The sequence below is a fragment of the Actinoplanes sp. NPDC048796 genome, assembly GCF_040650035.1.
Taxonomy (GTDB): domain Bacteria; phylum Actinomycetota; class Actinomycetes; order Mycobacteriales; family Micromonosporaceae; genus Actinoplanes.
In genome coordinates, this window is the sequence record NZ_JBEZGO010000008.1 from 196,432 (window position 1) to 217,774 (window position 21,343).

Annotated in this window: 16 protein-coding genes; 11 read left to right on the top strand and 5 right to left on the bottom strand. The window is 69.4% G+C overall.

Features of this window, described 5'->3' with window-relative positions; genetic code table 11:
• The first annotated feature begins 23 nt into the window (after nt 1-23).
• Nucleotides 24-920: an SDR family NAD(P)-dependent oxidoreductase gene (locus AB0C26_RS30175; protein WP_360254366.1), complete on the top strand. Its 897-nt coding sequence runs from the start codon at nt 24-26 to the stop codon at nt 918-920.
• Here the strand turns inward: AB0C26_RS30175 and AB0C26_RS30180 are convergent.
• Nucleotides 917-2,218: an aminotransferase class I/II-fold pyridoxal phosphate-dependent enzyme gene (locus AB0C26_RS30180; RefSeq protein WP_360254368.1), complete on the bottom strand. Its 1,302-nt coding sequence runs from the start codon at nt 2,216-2,218 to the stop codon at nt 917-919. The genes AB0C26_RS30175 and AB0C26_RS30180 overlap by 4 nt on opposite strands.
• 115 nt (nt 2,219-2,333) lie before the next feature.
• Between AB0C26_RS30180 and AB0C26_RS30185 the strand changes: the two genes are divergently transcribed.
• From AB0C26_RS30185 to AB0C26_RS30220, 8 genes are all read left to right on the top strand, one after another.
• Entirely contained in the window at nt 2,334-3,821 is a 1,488-nt protein-coding gene (locus AB0C26_RS30185; protein ID WP_360254370.1) for a CoA-acylating methylmalonate-semialdehyde dehydrogenase, read from the top strand.
• Complete coding sequence (locus AB0C26_RS30190) at nt 3,818-5,155, top strand: aspartate aminotransferase family protein (RefSeq protein WP_360254372.1); 1,338 nt, start codon at nt 3,818-3,820, stop codon at nt 5,153-5,155. The genes AB0C26_RS30185 and AB0C26_RS30190 overlap by 4 nt, the downstream gene beginning before the upstream one ends.
• 173 nt (nt 5,156-5,328) lie before the next feature.
• Nucleotides 5,329-6,753: a gamma-aminobutyraldehyde dehydrogenase gene (locus AB0C26_RS30195; RefSeq protein ID WP_360254780.1), complete on the top strand. Its 1,425-nt coding sequence runs from the start codon at nt 5,329-5,331 to the stop codon at nt 6,751-6,753.
• A 46-nt stretch (nt 6,754-6,799) separates the two neighbouring features.
• The gene (locus AB0C26_RS30200; protein WP_360254374.1) at nt 6,800-7,957 is read left to right on the top strand and encodes an ABC transporter ATP-binding protein; all 1,158 of its coding nucleotides are present in this window, start codon (nt 6,800-6,802) and stop codon (nt 7,955-7,957) included.
• 1 nt (nt 7,958) lies between these two features.
• Complete coding sequence (locus AB0C26_RS30205) at nt 7,959-9,206, top strand: spermidine/putrescine ABC transporter substrate-binding protein (protein WP_360254376.1); 1,248 nt, start codon at nt 7,959-7,961, stop codon at nt 9,204-9,206.
• A gap of 1 nt (nt 9,207) precedes the next feature.
• Nucleotides 9,208-10,074, top strand: coding sequence for an ABC transporter permease (locus tag AB0C26_RS30210; RefSeq protein WP_360254378.1), 867 nt, complete (start codon nt 9,208-9,210; stop codon nt 10,072-10,074).
• Nucleotides 10,071-10,919, top strand: coding sequence for an ABC transporter permease (locus AB0C26_RS30215; RefSeq protein ID WP_360254380.1), 849 nt, complete (start codon nt 10,071-10,073; stop codon nt 10,917-10,919). The genes AB0C26_RS30210 and AB0C26_RS30215 overlap by 4 nt, the downstream gene beginning before the upstream one ends.
• 910 nt (nt 10,920-11,829) lie before the next feature.
• A complete protein-coding gene (locus tag AB0C26_RS30220) occupies nt 11,830-12,390 on the top strand; it encodes a helix-turn-helix domain-containing protein (protein ID WP_360254382.1) in 561 nt (186 codons plus the stop codon).
• Between the two features lie 1,407 nt (nt 12,391-13,797).
• On the opposite strand, the gene AB0C26_RS30225 is transcribed toward AB0C26_RS30220, so the two are convergent.
• Nucleotides 13,798-15,195, bottom strand: coding sequence for an aldehyde dehydrogenase family protein (locus tag AB0C26_RS30225; RefSeq protein ID WP_360254384.1), 1,398 nt, complete (start codon nt 15,193-15,195; stop codon nt 13,798-13,800).
• Between the two features lie 106 nt (nt 15,196-15,301).
• Between AB0C26_RS30225 and gabT the strand changes: the two genes are divergently transcribed.
• A complete protein-coding gene (gabT, locus tag AB0C26_RS30230; RefSeq protein WP_360254386.1) occupies nt 15,302-16,564 on the top strand; it encodes a 4-aminobutyrate--2-oxoglutarate transaminase in 1,263 nt (420 codons plus the stop codon).
• Between the two features lie 10 nt (nt 16,565-16,574).
• Complete coding sequence (locus AB0C26_RS30235) at nt 16,575-17,957, top strand: aspartate aminotransferase family protein (RefSeq protein WP_360254388.1); 1,383 nt, start codon at nt 16,575-16,577, stop codon at nt 17,955-17,957.
• A 22-nt stretch (nt 17,958-17,979) separates the two neighbouring features.
• Here AB0C26_RS30235 and AB0C26_RS30240 read toward each other — a convergent pair whose 3' ends face one another.
• From AB0C26_RS30240 to AB0C26_RS30250, 3 genes are all read right to left on the bottom strand, one after another.
• Nucleotides 17,980-18,336, bottom strand: coding sequence for a hypothetical protein (locus AB0C26_RS30240; protein WP_360254390.1), 357 nt, complete (start codon nt 18,334-18,336; stop codon nt 17,980-17,982).
• Between the two features lie 63 nt (nt 18,337-18,399).
• A complete protein-coding gene (locus AB0C26_RS30245; protein ID WP_360254392.1) occupies nt 18,400-19,584 on the bottom strand; it encodes a low temperature requirement protein A in 1,185 nt (394 codons plus the stop codon).
• Nucleotides 19,585-19,635: 51 nt separating this feature from the next.
• Complete coding sequence (locus tag AB0C26_RS30250; RefSeq protein WP_360254394.1) at nt 19,636-21,069, bottom strand: flippase-like domain-containing protein; 1,434 nt, start codon at nt 21,067-21,069, stop codon at nt 19,636-19,638.
• Nucleotides 21,070-21,343: the final 274 nt, after the last annotated feature.

The following is a 21,343-nucleotide window of genomic DNA, read 5'->3' on the forward strand; positions in this document are numbered from 1 at the left end:
CGATTGCCCGCGTAGTGGGGGGCATGACTGAGCCGTTTGTTACGCCGTTCGACGGCAGCACCACCGCGGACGAGGTGCTGAAGGGTGTCTACCTCGCGGGGCGCCGGTACATCGTGACCGGTGGGGCCTCCGGCATCGGGATGGCGACCGCCCAGGCGCTGACCCGAGCCGGGGCCGAGGTCATCGTGGCGACGCGGCGGCCCGCCGGGCGTGAGCGGGAGCTCGACCTGAGCGATCTCGACTCGGTGCGAGCTTTCGTCCACGGCTGGGACGGACCGCTGAACGGGATCGTCGCCGGCGGCGGGGTGATGGCGCTGCCCACCCGCGAGACCGCGAAGAACGGGTGGGAGATGCAGCTCGCCACCAACTTCCTCGGGCACTTCGCCTTGGTGACCGGCCTGCACGAGAACCTGCGCGCGGCGGGGGAGTCCCGCGTCGTCGTGGTGAGCTCGGGCATCCAGGCCAAGGGCGGGTTCGACTTCGACGACCCGCAATTCGAGCGGCAGCCGTACGACCCGTGGAAGGCCTACCGGAACTCGAAGGTGGCCGGGAGTCTGTTCGCGGTGGCGCTCGCCCGGCGCTGGGCGGCCGACGGGGTGCTCGCCAACACGGCCGACCCGGGGTACGTGGCCACGAACCTGCAACGCCACCTCGACGAGGACACGTTGCGCGCGTTCGGGATGGCCGGTGACAACCCCCGGCTGCCGGACTACTTCTCCACCCCGGATCAGGCGGCGGCGACCAACGTCCTGCTGGCCGCCTACCCGCTGCCGAAGGAGGTCAGCGGGCGGTACTTCATCTACTGTCAGGAGGCCGAGCGGGTCCCGGGCGGGCCGGAGGCCAGCGGCGGCGTGGCCCCGTGGTCGCTCGACCCGGCCGCGGCCGACCGCCTGTGGGAACTCGCGGAGAACGCCCTCTAACGCGGGACGGCCTGGGCCGGGGCGCGGGCGGCCTCGGCCAAGCGGGCCGCGACCGCGGCGTGGTCGCCGGTGATCAGGCCGACGGTCACGCGCAGGTGGGGTGTGGCGGGGCCGGCCGTGAAGGCGGCGCCGGCCGCCGCGGCGATACCGGCGCTGGCCAGGGAGATCAGGGCGGCCTGTTCGTCGGCGACCGGCAGCCAGAGGTTCAGGCCGTCGCCCGGTGGCAGGCCCAGGTGGTCCTCGACCGGGCGGCGCCGGGCCGCGTACTCCGAGCGGGCCTGGGCGACCGCGGCGATCGAGGCCGGGTCGGTGAGCAGGGTCAGCAGCAGGTGCTGCAGCAGGCGGCTCGTCCAGCCCTGTCCGAGCAGGCGGCGTTCCAGGATCGGGTCGAGGACGGCGGCGGGGGCGCCGACCGCGGCCAGGCGCAGGTCGGGGCCGTGCGACTTCGAGAAGCTACGGACGTGGACCGTCTGCCGGGGCAGGTGTGAGCCGAGCGAGAACAGCTCCGCCGAGGACACGTCTCCGGCGGAGTCGTCCTCCACGGCGTACACCCCGGGGGTCTCCGCAAGCACCGCGGCGAGGGACGCGGCCCGCGAGCCGGACCACGACGCACCCGTGGGGTTGTGGGCGCGAGGTTGCAGGAAGACGGCGGCGGGCCGCTGAGCGAGGGCCGCGGCCAGCTCCTCCGGGCGCATGCCGGCGGCGTCGGTGCCGGCGCCGATGACCTGCACCCCGAGGGCGTCGAGCAGGTCGAGCAGGGGCGGGAAGCACGGGTTCTCGACGACGGCGCGGTCGCCGAGGCGCAGCAGGGACGAGGCGATGTGGTCGATCGCGTCCATGGCGCCGTCGAAGATGGCCAGCCGTTCGGGCGGATAGGGCCAGCTCGCGCGCAACAGCGCGGCCAGCGCGGGCAGGACCGGCTCGTCGAGATAGCTGGTCGGCGCGGGGGACAGGCCCGCCAAAGGCGGCAACACCGGCAGAAGCGACGGATCGGGTACGCCGGTGGAGAGGTCCAGCGGAAATCCGGAGCTCCCGCGCAGCGCGGCCCGGTAGCGACCCGGTCCACTGAGCCGATCCTCGGCGACGATGGTGCCGCGACGTCCGTCGGTCCGGATGGTTCCCGACCGGCGCAGGAGCTGCCAGGCTGCGCTGACCGTGGTCGGCGACATCTGCAGGGCCGCGGCCACCTTGCGTACCGGGGGAAGCCGGGCTCCTGGAGTTAAGGCCCCGTCACCCACGGCGCGGCCGATCGCCTCGGCCAGCCCTCGCGCGGAGACAGCGACCAAGCGATGTTTCACCTCATCGAACAATGCTCTAGTCCGTTCAAGGGTGGTGGGCGGGGCGGTTGGATGGACTTTGTGACAGTACGATTTGGCCATTGTTCGGTCCAGAGGTGTTACGTAATCTCCGCTCATGATTCGTATCGCGCACTGGATCGGAGGCGCCGAGCGCGCCGGCACGTCCGGCCGGGTCGGCCCGGTCTTCAACCCCGCCACCGGCGAGCAGACGGCCGAGGTCGACCTCGCCTCGGCCGCCGAGGTCGCCGAGGCCGTCGCCGCCGCGAAGGACGCCGCCAAGGACTGGCGTACGGCCTCGCTCTCGAAGCGCTCGGCCGTCCTGTTCACGTTCCGCGAACTGCTCGCCGCGCACTCGGGCGACCTCGCCGCGATCATCACCAGCGAGCACGGCAAGGTCCTGTCCGACGCCGCCGGTGAGGTGGCCCGCGGCCTGGAGAACGCCGAGTTCGCCACCGGCATCCCGCACCTGATGAAGGGCTCCTTCTCGGAGCAGGCGGCCACCGGCGTCGACGTCTACTCGATCCGCCAGCCGCTCGGTGTCGTCGCCGGCATCACCCCGTTCAACTTCCCGGCCATGGTGCCGCTGTGGATGTGCACCACGGCCATCGCCGCCGGCAACGCCTTCGTGCTCAAGCCGAGCGAGAAGGACCCGTCGGCCGCGCTGTTCCTGGCCAAGCTGTGGAAACAGGCAGGGCTGCCGGACGGCGTCTTCACCGTCGTCAACGGTGACGCGGAGGCGGTCAACGCCCTGCTCACGCACCCGGACATCGCCGCGGTGAGCTTCGTCGGCTCGACGCCCATCGCCAAGTACATCTACGAGACCGGCACCAGCCAGGGCAAGCGCGTGCAGGCCCTGGGCGGCGCCAAGAACCACATGATCGTGCTGCCGGATGCCGAGATCGACGCGGCCGCCGACGCCGCGGTGAACGCCGCCTACGGCTCGGCCGGCGAGCGCTGCATGGCCGTCTCGGTGGTGGTGGCGGTCGGCGACGCGGCCGACCCGCTGGTCGACGCGATCGCGGCCCGGCTGCCCAAGCTCAAGATCGGCGCCGGTACCGACCCCGAGTCGCAGATGGGCCCGCTGATCAGCGCCCAGCACCGGGACAAGGTGGCGGGCTACGTGACCCGGGGCGTCGAGGCGGGCGCGACGGTGATCGCCGACGGCCGCGAGGCGGACGTGCCGGGCGACGGCTACTTCCTCGGTGTCACGCTGCTCGACAACGTCACGCCGGACATGGAGGTCTACACCGACGAGATCTTCGGGCCGGTGCTCTGTGTGGTCCGCGCGAAGACGTACACCGAAGCTGTTGAATTGATCAACAATAATGAGTACGGCAACGGCACCGCCATCTTCACGCGGGACGGCGGCGCGGCCCGGCAGTTCCAGTTCGACGTGAACGCGGGCATGGTCGGCGTCAACGTGCCGATCCCGGTGCCGGTCGCCTACTACTCGTTCGGCGGGTGGAAGGCGTCGCTCTTCGGCGACACCCACATGTACGGGCCGGACGGCATCCACTTCTTCACCCGTTCCAAGGTGGTGACGTCCCGGTGGCCCGACCCGGGAACGTCCTCCATCGACCTCGGCTTCCCCACGAACCGATGACCGCCGAGCTTGTCCGCGCGGACGACCGCGCCCACGTCTTCCACTCCTGGTCCGCGCAGGGGCTCATCAACCCCATGCCTGTCGCGGGCGCTTCCGGCTCCTACTTCTGGGACTACGAGAACACGAGATATCTGGACTTCTCGTCGCAGCTGGTCAATGTCAACATCGGACACCAGCACCCCCGGCTGGTGGCGGCGATCCAGGAGCAGGCGGCCACACTCTGCACGATCCAGCCCGCCTTCGCCAACGACAAGCGCGGCGAGGCGGCCCGGCTGATCAGCGAGCTCGCCCCCGGCCCGCTCAACAAGGTGTTCTTCACCAACGGCGGCGCCGAGGCCAACGAGAACGCCGTGCGCCTGGCCCGCGGCCACACCGGCCGGCACAAGGTGCTGTCGATGTACCGCAGCTACCACGGCTCGACCTCCACCGCGATCACCGCGACCGGCGACCCGCGGCGCTGGGCCAACGAGCCCACCGCGATCGGCGTCGTGCACTTCTGGGGCCCGTACCCGTACCGCTCGCCCTTCTACTCCTCGACACCCGAGGAGGAGACGTCCCGGGCCCTCGCGCACCTGCGGGACACGATCGTCTTCGAGGGCGCGTCGACCGTCGCCGCCGTCCTCGTCGAAACCGTGGTCGGCACCAACGGCATCCTCGTGCCGCCGCCCGGCTACCTGGCCGGCGTACGGGCGCTCTGCGACGAGTTCGGGATCGTCTTCATCGCCGACGAGGTGATGGCCGGTTTCGGCCGGTGCGGCGAGTGGTTCGCGGTCGACCGCTGGGGCGTCACACCCGACCTGATCACCTTCGCCAAGGGGGTCAACTCGGGCTATCTGCCGCTCGGTGGCGTGGTCATCTCGGACGAGATCGCCGAGACGTTCCGCGAGCGCCCGTTCCCGGGCGGCCTGACCTACTCGGGGCACCCGCTCGCCTGCGCCTCCGCGGTCGCCTCGATCGAGATCTTCAAGGAGGAGGGGATCGTCGAGCACGCCCGCGCCATCGGCGACGACGTGATCGCGCCCGGGCTGGCCGCGCTGGCCGCCAAGCACCCGAGCATCGGCGAGGTCCGTGGCCTGGGCGTCTTCTGGGCGATCGAGCTCGTCCGGGATCGGGAGACCCGGGAGCCGCTGGTGCCGTTCAACGCGACCGGCGCGGCGGCCGCCCCGATGAACGAGCTTGCCGCGGCCTGCAAGGAGCGAGGTCTCTGGCCGTTCACCCACTTCAACCGGGTGCACGTCGCGCCGCCGTGCACGGTGAGCGTGGCGGAGGTTGAAGAGGGTCTTTCGATCCTCGACGAGGCGCTCTCGGTGGCCGACAGGTATTGCCGAGGCTAACCCCGGATTACGTAGCTTTATCGGCCGCGGAACCACGATTTCCGTTTCAGGCTTGGAAATTACTTCGGATTCCCTTGTCTTCAGTCCGCCGCATGTGTCAAGGTCCCTCACGTCGATTCGTGTGGGAGCTGTCACAGCGCCTTTCCCGGAGGTCTTATTCAGTGAGCGCCGCTCTGCCCGTTCTGCGCAACTTCGTCGGTGGGACCCACACCGGCAACGTTGACGGGGTCACCTCCCAGGTGATCGACCCCAGCACCGGGGAGGCATACGCGCTCGCGCCGGTCTCCTCGGCCCAGGACGTCGACGCGGCCATGGCCGCCGCCGGCAAGGGATTCGAGATCTGGCGGGACGCCACCCCGGCCGAACGGCAGCGGGCCCTGCTGAAGATCGCCGACGCCGTGGAGGCGCGGGCCGATGAACTGATCGCCGCCGAGTGCCGCAACACCGGCAAGCCGGTCGAGGCCACCCGGCAGGAGGAGATCGGCCCGATGGTCGACGAGCTGCGCTTCTTCGCGGGCGCGGCGCGCAACCTGGAAGGCAAGTCCGCGGGGGAGTATCTGCGCGACCACACGTCGTACGTGCGGCGCGAGCCGATCGGCGTGTGCGCGCAGATCACCCCGTGGAACTATCCGATGGTCATGGCCGTGTGGAAGTTCGCGCCGGCCGTCGCGGCCGGCAACGCGGTCGTCCTCAAGCCCTCCGACACCACCCCGGTCAGCACCCTGCTGCTGGCCGAGATCGCCGCCGAGTTCCTGCCGCCGGGCGTGCTCAACGTGGTCTGCGGCGACCGGGACACCGGCCGGGCCGTGGTCGCCCACCCCACCCCGCAGCTGGTCTCGATCACCGGCTCGACCCGGGCCGGCATGGAGGTCGCGGTCTCGGCCGCGGCCGACCTCAAGCGGGCCCACCTCGAGCTGGGCGGCAAGGCCCCGGTCATCGTCTTCGACGACGCCGACATCGAGGCCACCGCGGCCGCCATCGCCGGCGCCGGCTACTTCAACGCCGGACAGGACTGCACGGCGGCCACCCGCGTGCTGGTGCAGGGACGGATCGCGAGCGACTTCACCGCCGCGCTGGCCCAGGCCGCGCGCGACACCAAGGTCGGCGCCCCGTCCGACCCCGGCGCGTTCTTCGGCCCGGTCAACAACGCCGGCCAGCTGGCCCGGGTCCAGGGCTTCCTCGACCGTACGCCCGAGCACGCCTCGATCGTGGCCGGCGGCAAGCGCGTCGGCGACCGCGGGTACTTCCTCGAGCCGACTGTCGTGTCTGGACTGAAGCAGCGTGATGAGATGATCCAGGACGAGGTTTTCGGCCCGGTCATCACCGTTCAAGAGTTCGACGACGAGGACAACGCCGTCCGCTGGGCGAACGACGTGCGATTCGGCCTGAGCGCCAGCGTCTGGACGCAGAACCACGGCCGTGCCATGCGCGTCTCGCGGCGTCTCGACTTCGGCGCCGTCTGGATCAACACCCACCTGCCCTTCGTCTCGGAGATGCCGCACGGCGGCTTCGGGCACTCGGGCTACGGCAAGGACCTATCCATGTACGGGTTCGAGGAGTACACCCGAATCAAGCACGTCATGAGCTATCTGGGCTGACTTTCTCCACCGCACCAAACGCCACCCCACCGCGAAGAGGAACGCCATGACCACCCCCCAGCACAGCGTGGCCCGTCCCCGGGCGACAGCGCCCGCGGCCGGCACGCCGGCGATCGAGTTCGCCGGCGTGCTCAAGAACTATCTGTCGCACGGCGAGACCGTTCCCGCGGTCAAGCGGACCGACCTGGCGATCGCCCAGGGTGAGTTCTTCTCGCTGCTGGGCCCGTCCGGGTGCGGCAAGACCACGACGATGCGCATGATCGCCGGCTTCGAGGAGCCGACCGCCGGCACGGTGTTCCTCGACGGCAAGGACGTCACCCGGGTCTCGGCCAACAAGCGCGACGTCAACATGGTGTTCCAGTCGTACGCGCTCTTCCCGCACCTGAACACGTACCAGAACGTGGCTTTCGGCCTGGAACGGAAGAAGACCGGCAAGGACGAGATCAAGCGCCGGGTCGGCGAGATCCTCGAGATCGTGTCGCTGACCGGCATGGAGAAGCGCTCGCCGCGGGAGATGTCCGGCGGCCAGCAGCAGCGCGTGGCGCTGGCCCGGGCCCTGGTCAACCGCCCGCGGGCGCTGCTGCTGGACGAGCCGCTGGGCGCGCTCGACCTCAAGCTGCGCCAGCAGATGCAGATCGAGCTCAAGCGCATCCAGCGCGAGGTCGGCATCACCTTCGTCTACGTCACCCACGACCAGGGCGAGGCACTGACCATGTCGGACCGCATCGCGGTCATGCACGCGGGCGTCATCGAGCAGCTGGGCTCGCCGCGGGAGATCTACGAGAAGCCCGCCACCCGGTTCGTGGCCGGCTTCATCGGCACCTCGAACATCGTCGACGGCCGCGTGGATCGTGTCGAGAATGGACTGGGGCTGCTCTCGTACACGGCTCAGGACCGGGTCGTCGTGCCGGTGGAGGGTCAGGTGGGCCCGGGGGACCAGGTCGAGGTCTCGGTCCGGCCCGAGAAGATCGACCTACACCGTGGCGTCCCGCCGGTGACGGCGACCGGCGGCAGTGTGCTCTCCGGCACAGTCACCGAAGTCGTTTATCACGGAACCTCAACGAATTACACCGTAGCCACAGCGGCCGGTGCGGACTTTACTGTCTTCGATCAAAATGCCTCCAACGCCGACGATCTTGCCGATCGCGGCGACCGCGTCTATCTGACCTGGGCCCCCCAGCATTCATACATGATCGGAGTCTGATATGTCCGCGCCGAACTTTTCCGACCCCTCCCTGCTCCGCGGTCTCACCAGCCGGCGGCTCGGGCGTCGTGACGCGCTGAAGCTCTCCGGTCTGGCCGCCTCCGGCGCCGCCCTGGCCGCCTGCGGGGTGCAGGGCAAGGGCACGTCGAACTCGGCGAGCGCCGCCCCCGACGCCGTGGCGCAGTTCTGGAACGGCAAGGTCAAGAACAACAAGCTCCGCTTCGCGGGCTGGCCGCTCTACATGGACCCGAAGCAGCCCGAGCTCAAGGCGTTCACCGCCAAGACCGGCATCACGGTCAAGTACGACGAGGTCATCCAGGAGATGGGCCCCTGGTTCGCCAAGGTGCAGCCGCAGCTCTCGGCCGGTCAGTCCATCGACTACGACCTGATGGTCATCACCAACAGCTTCCAGTTCACGCAGTTCCGCGACTCGGGCTTCCTGGCCCCCCTCGACTTGGCGAAGCTGCCGAACTTCACCAAGAACGCCGGCGAGGCGTACAAGAAGGAGGCGTTCGACCCGGGCAACCAGTACAGCATCCCGTGGGCCTCCGGCATGACCGGCATCGCCTACGACCGGTCGAAGACCAAGCGGGACATCACCAAGCTCTCCGACCTGTGGGACCCGGCCTTCAAAGGCAAGATCGGGATGTTCTCCGACATTCAGGAGCTCGGCAACTTCGGCCTGCTGGCGATCGGGGCCGACCCGGCCAAGTCCACGGCCGAGGACTGGCAGAAGGCGGCGGCCAAGCTGAAGGAGCAGAAGCCCCTCGTCCGCAAGTACTACGACCAGAGCTACGTCGAGGCCCTCGGCAACGGCGATGTCTGGATCACCCAGGCCTGGTCCGGCGACATCTTCCAGAAGAATCTCTCCGACGGCAGCGACTTCCGGTTCGTGATCCCCGAGGAGGGCGGCACGATCTGGACCGACAACATGACCATCCCGGTCACGGCCGAGAACCCGGTCGACGCCCTCATGCTGATGGACTACTTCTACGAGGTTCCGACCGCGGCGTCGCTGGCCAACTACATCAACTACGTGTGCCCGGTACCGGGCGCCCAGGCCCAGATGCGTGCCGACGCCGGCAAGCTGACCGGCGAGGACAAGGACGCGGCGCTGGCCGTCGCCAACAGCAAGCTCGTGTTCCCGACCGCCGCCGAGTACGCCAAGCTGCACTACTACGTGGCGTTCGAGTCGGTCGCCGAGCAGCAGAAGTTCCAGAAGACCTTCGAACCTATCGTGCTGGGATGACATGAAAAACCGCGTAAAACGGCAGCTCGCGCCCTATCTGCTGGTTCTTCCCGGCGGAATCTGGCTGTTGATTTTCTTCGCGGTGCCGATGGTCACGATGTTGTCGCTCTCCCTCCAGGAGGGCGACATCGTGAACGGTTACCGCTTCACCGGCCACTGGCAGACCTATGTGGACGCGATCACGTCGTACCAGACGCAGATCTTCCGTTCGCTGATCTACGGCGCCGTCGCGACCATCATCCTGATCGCGCTGGCCTTCCCGGTGGCGTACTGGATCGCCTTCCACGGCGGCAAGCGCAAGTCGACGTACCTCTTCCTGCTGCTCCTGCCGTTCTTCGTGTCGTTCGTGCTGCGGACGATCTCGTGGGGGCAGATCCTGGCCGACGAGGGCCCGGTGGTCAGCCCGCTTCGTTCGGTGGGCCTGGTCGGCGACTCGTTCCACATCCTGGGTACGTCGTACGCGGTGATCGGCGGCCTGGTCTACAACTTCCTGCCGTTCATGGTGCTGCCGATCTACGTGGCGCTCGAGCGCATCGACCCGCGCGTGGTCGAGGCGGCCCGCGACCTGTACGCCGACCCGGCCACCACGTTCCGCAAGGTGATCTTCCCACTGGCCCTGCCCGGCGTCTTCGCCGGCGTGCTCATGACATTCGTCCCGGCCAGCTCCGACTACGTCAACTCGGCCGTGCTGGGCAGCGCCGGCACCACCATGATCGGCCAGGTCATCCAGGCCCAGTACCTGGTCAACTCCGACTATCCGACGGCCTCGGCGCTCTCGTTCGTGCTGATGGCGGTGCTGCTGATCGGCGTCTTCCTGTACGCCCGGATGCTCGGCACCGAGGACGTCATGAAGGTGGCCGCGCGATGACAACGCTCCTTTCCCGCGAGGCGCCCGCTTCGGCCGCGCCCGCCGTGAAACCGCGGCGGCGCATCACCGGCACCGGCTTCATGCACGCGTACGTCTGGGTGATCATCGCCTGGCTCGTGCTCCCCATCGCGGTCATGATCGCGTTCGGCTTCAACGACACCCCCGGCCGCTACAACCAGGAGTGGGTCGGCTTCACGTTCAAGTGGTACGGCCGCCTGTTCGAACTCTCGAACCTCACCCAGGCCCTGATCAACTCGATCCTCATCGCGATCGTGAGCAGCCTGCTGGCCGCCGCCCTGGGCACCGGCATCGGCTACGCCCTGGGCCGCTACCGCTTCCGAGGCTCCGGCTCCCTCAACCTGATCATGTTCGCCACCATCTCGTCCCCCGAACTGATCATGGGCGCCTCCCTGCTGACCCTGTTCGCCTCCCTCCAGGTGGGCCTGGGCGCGGTCACCATCACCATCGCCCACGTGATGTTCTCCATCTCGTTCGTGGCCACGGTGGTCCGAGCCCGCGTGATGACCCTGGACCGCTCGGTCGAGGAGGCCGCGGCCGACCTGGGAGCAACCCCCTGGGTGACGTTCTGGAAGGTCACCTTCCCGATCATCCTCCCCGCCGTCTTCTCGGGCGTGCTGCTGGCGTTCGCCCTGTCCATCGACGACTTCATCGTCACCAACTTCACGGCCGGCACCACCCAAACGTTCCCGCTGTTCATCTGGGGCGCCACCCGCGTCGGAATCCCACCCCAGGTCAACGTCATGGGCACCCTGATCTTCGCCGTGGGCGTCCTCTTCGCGGTCGTCACGAACATCCGAGCCCGCCGAAACACCAACAAGAACTGACCCACCGTGGGCGGGGGCCCAGCCCTCGCCCACGACCAGCCCCGCCGCCCCTTCCGGATCACCGCCCCGGACCGTTTCGGCCGCGCGGTGTCCTGGCTGCCTTTCGGCTGCCTGGCCTTGCTGCCTTTCGGCCCCTGGTCCTGGCTGCCTTTCTGTCCTCGCGGTCCTGGCTGCCTTTTGGCCCCTACCGGTCCTGGGCACCTTTCGGCCTGCCGGACCTGGGCGCCGCGCCGGCCAGCTGCGAGGCATCCGTCCTTACCTGCCGGACCTGGGCGCCGCGCTGGCCAGCTGCGAGGCATCCGTCCTTACCTGCCGGATCTGGGAGGGCGCCGCGCCGGCCAGCTGCGCGGGCCTCCATCCTTGGCCCGCCGGAGCGACGTTCCGCCTTACCAACGTTGCGTTCCGCTTGGCCCGCCTGGCCTTGGCGCCGCCGTGGCTCTTTCCGCTACAGCCTTGCTGAACCGCCCTTCACGGCATCGCCCTCCCTGCGCCGTTCTTTTGCTGCGCGTTGCCGCCGTAGAAGTCTGTCCGCGCGAGCCCCGTTGCGCGTTGCTGCCGTCGGGTTCTGTTTGCGCGCGGACCTTGTTGCGCGCTGTGGCCGTCGGGTTTTCTCCGTGCGCGGACCTTGTTGCGCGCTGTGGCCGTCGGGTTTTCTCCGTGCGCGGACCTCGATGCGCTGCGGCCGTCGGGTTTCTCCGCGCGCGTACCCGCTGCGCGCTGCTGCCGTGCGGGGATGGCCGCGTCGCCGAACCCCTGCTCGTTGTCGCCGCCGGGCTTGCTGCGTGCTGGCCAGTCCAGCAGGGTCTTCGGTGTGGGTGTACCCGTGTGGTGGCCTCCTCCAGCCGTACTCACGCTCGCATTTCCGATTTTTCGCCTATAGCCGGGCAGGCGTCGCCGTTAAGCTCCCGTTGTGGGGGAGCTTCGGGCGGACGCGCGGCGCAATCGAGAGCGGATCATCGACGTGGCCCGCGTGGTGGTGCGTGAGCAGGGCACCCAGGCGTCGCTGCGCGACGTCGCACGGCGCGCCGAGGTGGGCCTCGGAACCCTCTACCGCCATTTCCCCACCCGCGACGCGCTGCTCGATCAGCTGATGCGCCGCCGCTTCGACCACCTGACTCTGCGCGCCGCCGCCCTGGCCGAACAGCACGAGCCCGGCAAGGCTCTCGAAACCTGGCTGATCGAGTTCGCCTACGGAGCCGGCGCCTACCAGGGCCTCCCCGCCTCGATCATGGCCACCCTGGCCGACGCGGATTCCCCCCTCCACTCCTCATGCGACGCGATGCGCAACGCCGCGGGAGCACTGCTGGCCAGCGCTCAGAAGTCCGGGAAAATCCGCCCAGACTTGACGGCGCGCGAGCTCTTCGCCTTGGTCAACGCCGTGGCCTGGACTTCCGAGGCGGCCCCCGAGCTCGAGGAGCGCGAGCGCCTCCTCCAATTGATCGTCGAAGGTTTAAGAGTCCGCGCCAATTGAGAAGCCGCGATGGGAGCATATTTCGGGCGGCCCGAGTTCCCCTTCGGATTCGGTACATAAGAACAGATCGGGTATGCTCGGCAGAAATGCAGGGATCACCGCCAGGGTTTTGATGCGTCGACCTGTGAAAAGCCTGGATGGGTGGTCGCCCTGTCGGGCGTTGCGGTCGTGGCGGCCTTTGCGCTCCCGGGCGTAGCCCTTTCTTTACTGTCGTGCGCGGCTCCGTTTCTATCGCGGAGTGGGACTCTACTTTAATGGCACGGCGCGGTCCTGCCTTCGCTGCGCGGTACGGCTTGGCCTGAATCGCTACTCGCGGCCGTGCCTGGACTGAATTCGGTGGAACTGTCTGGGCTGAAGTCGGTGTAAGTGCCTGGGCTGGAGTTGGTGGCTGTGTTTCAGGTGGAGTCGGTGGAAGTGTCTGAGCTGGAGTTGGTCGAAGTATCTGAGCTGTTGTTCGTGGCTGCGGCCGCGTGGTGGAAAGCTGAGGTTGGGCGGGCCGCCGATGGTGTGCTTGGGACTGCGCCGGCGGTGGCGTTCGAGGTTGCGGCGCCAACTCTGGTGCTTCGGGCTTAGGCGTCGGCGGTTGGGCTCTGGGCTTAGGCGCCGACGGTGGGGCGTCGGGCTGGAGCGCCGGGGGTGGCGTTTCGAGCTGCGGGGGCGAGGGTGGTGCTGGCGGCTGCCGGTGGGTGTCGGCTTCCGCGCGGGCCAAGCGGTCGCGCTCCTCGAGGCGTAGGCGGAGCAGCTTGAAGCCGTGGCGCTGTGCCAGGCCCCACTGGCGCCGGCGGTCGAGTTCGCGGCGGTCCGCATCCTTTTCGGGTGACCACTTGCGCGAAAGGGTGCGGTCGGTCATGGCGGACATCTGCTTGCGGGAGAATAAGCCGATCTGCTGGTACCGCATGACCAATTATCCCGCCGAGGGCGCGGTAAATCTATCCGCGACTATTTGTCGATCATGCCAAATTCAGATGCCCATGCCGCAGCGACTGCTGTCGCCGGTCTTCGAGCGATACGGTTTCAATGGGGGCGGTGTGAAATGCCCGAGCGGGAGCCGGGCAACCAAGCGCAAGGCCGCGCGAGTGGGCCGTGGCATTCGAAGCGGAACCACCCGGCCGCCGTGAGTTGGGAGTCGAGGCGAAGCGAAGCGGCGCATGGTGGGCTGGACGAGGTGGAACCACCCGGCCGCGTGAGCCGGAAATAGTGCGCGGCTAAACCGGCCGGCGTGTGCCGGAAATAGTGCGCGGCTAAACCGGCCGGCGTGTGCCGGAAATAGTGCGCGGCTAAACCGGCCGGCGTGTGCCGGAAATAGGCGCGGCTAACCAGCCGGCGTGAGCCGGAAATAAGCGCGGCTAAACCGGCCGGCGGAGCGGGCCGGGCGGCGAAGTTCAGCCACCCGGCCATGGGGAGCGGTCAGAGATCCACCCCAGTGAGCACCATGACTCGCGGTTCCGTGTAGTCCTCCATCGCGCTGGCCACCCCCTCGCGGCCCGAGCCGCTGCCCTTCACGCCGCCGTAGGGCATCTGGTCGGCCCGGAAGCTGGGGACGTCGCCGATGATGACGCCGCCCACCTGGAGGCGGCGGTGGGCGGTGAAGGCCAGGTCCAGACGGCGGGTGAAGACGCCGGCCTGCAAGCCGTACGCCGAGGCGTTGATGGCCGCCAGGCCCTCCTCGTCCGAGTCGACCGCTGTTACCACCAGGACCGGGCCGAAGACCTCCTCGGCGTTCACCTTGGCGTCCGCCGGCACGTCGGTCAGGACCGTCGGGGTGACTGTTGTTCCCTCGCGGGTGCCGCCGGTCAGGATTCGGGCGCCCTTCGTGACCGCTTCCTCGATCCACTGCTCGATGCGGTCCGCTGCCCGGTTGTCGATCACCGGGCCTACCTCGGCCGCCACGTCCAGGGCTTCCACCGCCGCCACCAGTTTCGCCGTGAACGCCTCCCGGTGCCGGGCGTGGACGAAGACCCGCTGGACCGCTATGCAGCTCTGGCCGGCCTGGTAGTTGCCGAACGTCGCGATGCGCTGGGCCGCGTGGTCCAGATCGTCCCAGTCGGCCGCCACCAGGGCCGCCGCGTTGCCGCCCAGTTCCAAGGTGACGTGCTTCGCCGGCACCGCGGCCCGGATCTGGGCGCCTACCGGGCCGCTGCCGGTGAAGGACACCACCGGCAGGCGCGGGTCGGCGACCAGTGACGGCATGCGGTCGTTCGGCACCGGCAGGACCGAGAACATGCCCGGCGGTAGGTCCAGGCCCGCCATGATCTCGCCCAGCAGCAGGGCCGTCAGGGGAGTGGCGGGGGCCGGCTTCACGATGATCGGGGTGCCGACCGCCAGCGCGGGGGCGACCTTGTGGGCGACCAGGTTCAGCGGGAAGTTGAACGGCGCGATGCCCAGGACCGGGCCGCGCGGCACACGGCGTACGAGCGCGATCCGCCCGGCCGCGGCCGGATCGGTGTCCAGGCGCTGCAGGTCGCCGGAGAAGCGCCGGGCCTCCTCGGCCGCCCAGCGGAACGTCGACACCGCCCGGTTCACCTCGGCCGCGGCCCACTTGGCCGGTTTGCCGTTCTCGGCGGTGATCAGGGCGGCGATTTCCGCCGCGCGGGCGGAAAGCTGGCGGCTGATCTCGTCGAGGGCGGCGGCGCGGTCGGCCGCGGTCAGATCGAGCGGCACCCGGGAGGCGGCCGCGACCGCCTCCTCGACCTGTGACTCAGAGGCGTAGGAGGTGGAGCCGACGACGCTGCCGGACAAGGGATTGCGGACCGTCAGGACTTCATTGCTGGTGGCCGGGCGACCGGCGACGTAGAAGGGGAGCACCGGCGCAGCGTACCCAGAGATGTAACACGGAAATAGTTGTCGGGGCTTCCGTTCACCACGGAATCAGTGAAATGATCCAGGCTCTAAGCCTGAAGGAGTTGAAAGCATGCCAAGCTCGGCCGATCTGCACCGGCGCCGTTCCGCGGTCGTCGCGCGCGGGGTCAGCAGCATGATCCCGTCGTACGTCGACACCGCCGCGGGCGGCACCCTGACCGACGTCGAGGGCCGCGAGTGGATCGACTTCGCCGCCGGCATCGCCGTCACCAATGTGGGCAACTCCGCGCCCAAGGTGGTCGAGGCGGTCAAGCGCCAGGTCGAGCGCTTCACCCACACGTGCTTCATGATCGCGCCGTACGAGCAGTACGTGGCGGTCTGCGAGGAGCTGGCCGCGCTCACCCCGGGCGACTTCGAGAAGCGGTCGGCGCTGTTCAACTCCGGCGCCGAGGCGGTGGAGAACGCGGTGAAGATCGCCCGCCACGCCACCGGGCGGCAGGCGGTCGTCGTGTTCGACCACGCCTACCACGGGCGGACGAACCTCACGATGGCCCTCACGGCGAAGGTCATGCCGTACAAGCAAGGGTTTGGTCCTTTCGCCGGTGAGATCTACCGGGTCCAGATGTCGTATCCGTTCCGCGACGGCCGTGACGGCGCCGAGGCCGCCGCGTACGCCATCGGGCAGATCGAGAAGACCGTGGGCGCGGTGAACGTCGCCGCCGTGCTGATCGAGCCCATTCAGGGTGAGGGCGGCTTCGTCGTACCGGCCGAGGGGTTTCTGCCGGCGCTGGCCGACTGGAGCAAGCAGGCCGGCGCCGTGTTCATCGCCGATGAGATCCAGACCGGTTTCTGCCGTACGGGCTCGTGGTTCGCCAGCGAGCACGAGGGCGTCGTCCCCGATCTGATCACCACGGCCAAGGGCATCGCGGGCGGGCTTCCGCTGGCCGCGGTCACCGGCCGGGCCGAGATCATGGACGCCGTGCACCCCGGGGGCCTCGGCGGCACGTACGGCGGAAATCCGATCGCCTGTGCCGCCGCCCTCGCCTCGATCGAGACCATGCGGGAGCTCGACCTGGCCGCCGCCGCCCGGCACGTCGAGGCCGTGGCCCGGCCCCGCCTCGAGGCGCTGGCCGCCAAGCACCCGGTGATCGGCGAGATCCGCGGCCGGGGCGCGATGCTCGCGCTCGAGCTGGTCGGCGAGAGCGGGAACCCCGACCCGGTCACCACCGCGGCGGTGCAGCGCAAGGCCCACGAGCTCGGGCTTCTGCTGCTCACCTGCGGCACGTACGGCAACGTCATCCGGCTTCTGCCGCCCCTGATCATTTCCGACGACGAGCTCGACCGCGGCCTCACCCTGCTCGAGCAGAGCTTTTAAGGAGCACCCCTTGACCGACCTCCAGTCACCCGACTACGAGAAGCTGGCCGGCGACGCCAAAGACCACCTGTGGATGCACTTCACCCGGCTGTCGAGCTACCAGAAGGCCGACATCCCGATGATCGTGCGCGGCGACGGCTGCTACGTCTGGGACTCCACCGGTCGCAAGTACCTAGACGGACTGTCCGCCCTGTTCGTCGTGCAGACCGGCCACGGACGGCAGGAGCTGGCCGAGGCCGCCGCCAAGCAGGCCGGCGAGCTCGCCTATTTCCCGATCTGGTCGTACGCGCACCCCAAGGCCGTCGAGCTGGCCGACCGCATCGCCGACCTCACCCCGGGCGACCTCGACCGGGTCTTCTTCACCACCGGCGGCTCCGAGGCCGTCGAGTCGGCGTGGAAGCTCGCCCGCTCGTACTTCAAGCGGACCGGCAAGCCCACCAAGACCAAGGTGATCTCGCGGTCGATCGCCTATCACGGCACTTCGATGGGCGCCCTGTCGATCACCGGCATCCCGGCCCTCAAGGCGGACTTCGAGCCGCTCGTGCCGTCGACGATGCGCGTGCCGAACACCAACTACTACCGCCGCCCCGACGAGAACATGACGCCGGAGCAGTTCGGTGTCTGGGCCGCCGACCGGATCGCCGAGGCGATCGAGTTCGAAGGCCCCGAAACGGTCGCCGCGGTCTTCCTCGAGCCGGTGCAGAACGCCGGCGGCTGCTTCCCGCCGCCGCCCGGATACTTCCAGCGGGTCCGCGAGATCTGCGACCGGTACGACGTCCTGCTCGTCTCCGACGACGTGATCTGCGGCTTCGGCCGGCTCGGCGAGTACTTCGGCGGCCACAAGTACGGCTACACGCCCGACATCATCACCGTCGCCAAGGGGCTGACCAGCGGGTACGTGCCGCTCGGGGCGATGATCGCGTCGGAGCGCCTGGCCGAGCCGTTCCTCGAGGGCACCAACTGGTTCGCGCACGGCATCACCTACGGCGGCCACCCGGTCGGCTCGGCGGTGGCGCTGGCCAACCTCGACATCATGGAGCGGGAGGACCTCAACGGTCACGTCCGGCGCAACAGTGATCTGTTCCGGTCGTACCTCGAGCGCCTGACCGATCTCCCGATCGTCGGTGACGTCCGCGGCGACGGCTACTTCTTCGGCCTCGAGCTGGTCAAGGACAAGGCCACCAAAGAGACCTTCAACGAACAGGAGTCGGAGCGACTGCTGCGCGGCTTCCTCTCGCACGCGCTGTTCGACGCGGGCCTGTACTGCCGCGCCGACGACCGGGGCGACCCGGTGATCCAGCTCGCCCCGCCGCTGATCGCCGGCGAGGCGCAGTTCCAGGAGATCGAGCAGATTCTGCGCTCGGTGCTGACCGAGGCGTCGAACCAGCTCTGAGCTCCGGCGGACGGCCACCCCTCTATGGGGCAGGGGTGGCCGTCTCTCCGCCGGTGTCCTCCGAGATCTCCGGGGTCGGCGTCGGCACCGCCGATTCCGCCGGCTGCGCCGTCGTCTCCGACGGCGCCGGGACGATCTGGGGTTGTTCGCTTGCGGTTTCCCTGGGTACGGCGGTCCGCGCGGGCCGATGTCTCACGACGCCCAGCGTCGGCTGCGGATCGGGCTCGACCTGACGGTGCTCGTCCCGGTCCGGTTGCTTGCCGAAATCGGCGTGCACGCCACGGCCGTCCTCGTACGTGACCTCGTAGTAGTCGCGTCCCAGGGCCAGCACCGCGACGAACAGTGTGACGACAGCGATGAACGAACCGAAACCGCGCAATCCGCCCGCCTCGAGTTGTGGGGAGACCCGTGTGCGCTGATAACGCGCGGCGGCGGTTCCCGGTTACGTCTCGGTCGTGCGCAGGGCGCCCCGGCGCTGCTCGTAAATGCCGGCGAGAACGGTCGCGACCAGGACGAGCGTCACCGCCCCGACCGCCAGCACGGGCTGGAGCGACTCGAGGAAGCCGAGCCCCACGATCACCGGGATGACGGCGGCCGGCCACGGCCAGGCCGAGCGCAGGCGGCCCGATGTTCCCATCATCACCACGGTGACGCCGATCAGGTAGAGGGCCACGCCGCCGTGCAGCGCCCACCGGCCGGCCATGTCGAGCTCGCCGGCCGGGTGCACCACGAACTGCTCGATGCCCACCGCCGCGATCGCCAGCCCGACGATCAACGGCAGATGACCATAGATGTACGCGTCGACGACCCCGCTCTCCTCGTCCTCGTCCGAATCCTCGATCAACTGCCGCTTGCCGGCGGCGCCGCCGAGGTCGAAGTAGACCCACCAGAGGGCGGCCACGGCGGTGAAGGCGACGGCGGCGGCCAGCACCGACGAGCCGGACCAGTGCGCGTCGTGCACGCCGGTGGCGAGGGAGGCGATCGACTCGCCGAGCACCAGGATCACGAAGAGGCCGAAACGCTCCGGCATGTGGTCGAGATGAAGGGGCACGTCGTCGCCGAGCCGGGTGGCGATCAGGGGCGCGACGGCCTCGACGAGGATGCCGGCGCCCCACAGGACGTACCGGGCCGTGCCCTCGACCGGGATGGACACCGCCCACAGGACGGCGGCGATGCCGGCGGCGCTCAGATAGATGGCGATCGTCCGCCGGGCGTCGGGCACGTGGCGGTACGCCCGTACGTACAGCAGAAGAAGGATGATCCGGGTCGCGAGGTAGCAGGCCGCGAACCGGGCGCCGTCGCCGCCGGTGGCGCCCTGCGCGGAGGCGGCCATGCCGACGACGGCGCCGGTCATGGCGAGCTTGGCGAGCCGGTAGATGACGTCGTTGGTGTCGAACCGGTTGGCGTAGAGCGTGGTGGTCACCCAGGACCACCAGGTCACCACGAGCAACCCGGCGAAGGTGGCGGCGCCGGCCACACTCAGGTTGCCGGCGAACGAATGCGCGAGCTGGGCCACGACGAGCACATAGGCGAGGTCGAAGAACAGCTCGAGCCGGGTGGCGTGCCGCTCTTCCTCGGTGCGCAGCCGGGGCGGCTCGATCAGGGGGGCTTGGCGGTCGTTACTCATCGACCGCTGCATTTCCCTGTGCGCCGGCGTTCTACGCGTGCTCGGCGAACCTTAAGGACAGGGAGCGCCCGCGACCTCCGCGCCGGTGGCCCGGCGCTGACGGGGAGCGTCGGCTCGGGCGGCGTTCTGCTCCGGCCGGAGCGACGCGGTGGCTTTGGCGGCGTTCCCCTCCGGCGCGAAGGAGGTGGTGGCTTTGGCGGAGTTCGTCTTCGGCGAGCGGGCGAGGCGCCGGCCGGAAGCGCGCAGCCGGTGGGCGGCCGGGTTCTCGGCTTTCCTGGGGCTTCGCGCGTTCGGGACGAGAGCCGTGCTGGCCGCGGTCGGGAAGAGCGCGACGGCGCTGGCCTCCGTCGCGGCGCCGAGGGCGAAGGCGGGGATGGCGGGGATGGCGGGTGCGGTGAGAGCCGGGACGGTCGGCGGCGCGGTGAGGGGCAGCGGGGCCTGATGGGTGGTACGGCGGATGTGGAGCCAGGAGAGCCAGCCGAGGCCGATGATGAAGCCGAAGCTGATGATGCGGTACAGCACGACGGTGGCCACCGCGGCGGGGGTGGTGACCCCGCCCGCCATCAGGCCCAGGATCAGGGCGCTGTCGATGATGCCCAGACCGCCCGGGACGATGGTGATGGTGCCGGCGGCCATGGCGGCGCAGAAGGCCAAAAGCACCGCTGTCAGGCCGGCCGGTTGTTCGCCGACCGCGCGGAAGCAGAGCCAGAGGCAGACGGCGTCCAGGAACCAGTTGGCCACGGCCAGGATCGCGGCGGCGGCGCCGTGGGTGGGGCGCAGGCGGGCGGCCCGCAACTGCTGCAGGAAGTCGCGGATGCCGTCCTGGCCGTGGGTGGCGGGGCGGCGGCGCAGCCGGTTGACGGCGGCCAGCGGCGTGCGGATGAGGGTCTCGGCCGACTCGGGGTGCTTCGCCACGCGGCGGGCGCCCAGGATCAGCAGGATCGTCGCGACCAGCAGGGCGGCCAGGTGGGACCAGTCGGCGCCGCCGCCGGCCGCGAGGGCGCTGCCGACGGTCACCGCGGCCAGAGCACAGGCCGAGAGGATGCCGCTGAGGGCGATGGTCCACGAGGCGATGGCCGGGCTGGCGCCGAAGCGGCGCATCTGCTGATAGTTCAGCCGCGTCGAGAAGGCGGCGCCGCCGGGCAGCGTCTCGTTGAGCGAGTGGGCCGCGTACGTCAGCTTGACGTTGTCGAGGTGCGACGCCCGTACGCCGGCCGATCGGAGAAGCCGGCCCTGCATCCGGGCGTAGGCGCCCATCGCCGCCACCTCGGCCAGCGTGGCCAGGGCGAGCCAGCCGACGTGGGGCGCCCGCAGCTGCCGCAGCGCGCCGGCCAGCGACGACCAGCCCACCACCAGCTCGACGGCGAACAGGACCAGCACCGCGACGATCCCGGCCAGGCGCAGTCGCCGGCCCCAGCGGCTGCGCGCGACCGGCGGATCGTCCTCCGCCGCGGTCTCGGCGGACCGCTCCACTGCTTGTGTCACCGCTGGCTCCTGGCGTGCCTGTTCCATTGCTTGCCCTCGACAAGGATCCTCAAAGATTGCTTGTCGCGCAAGTTTTCTCATTGAGAAGCCAATCACGGGCCCTGCGGTGGGAGTCAACGCGGATGATCGACTTTGCATGCCCGGGGGTGAGCAGCGTCGCGGCGGGCGGGGGGGGGGGGGGGGGGGGGCATGTGGAGCAAAAATGTGGTTTGATCTGGGCAGTGTAGAAATAATAGATATGGTGAGGGGTAAAGACATGTGTTGTGCGCACACT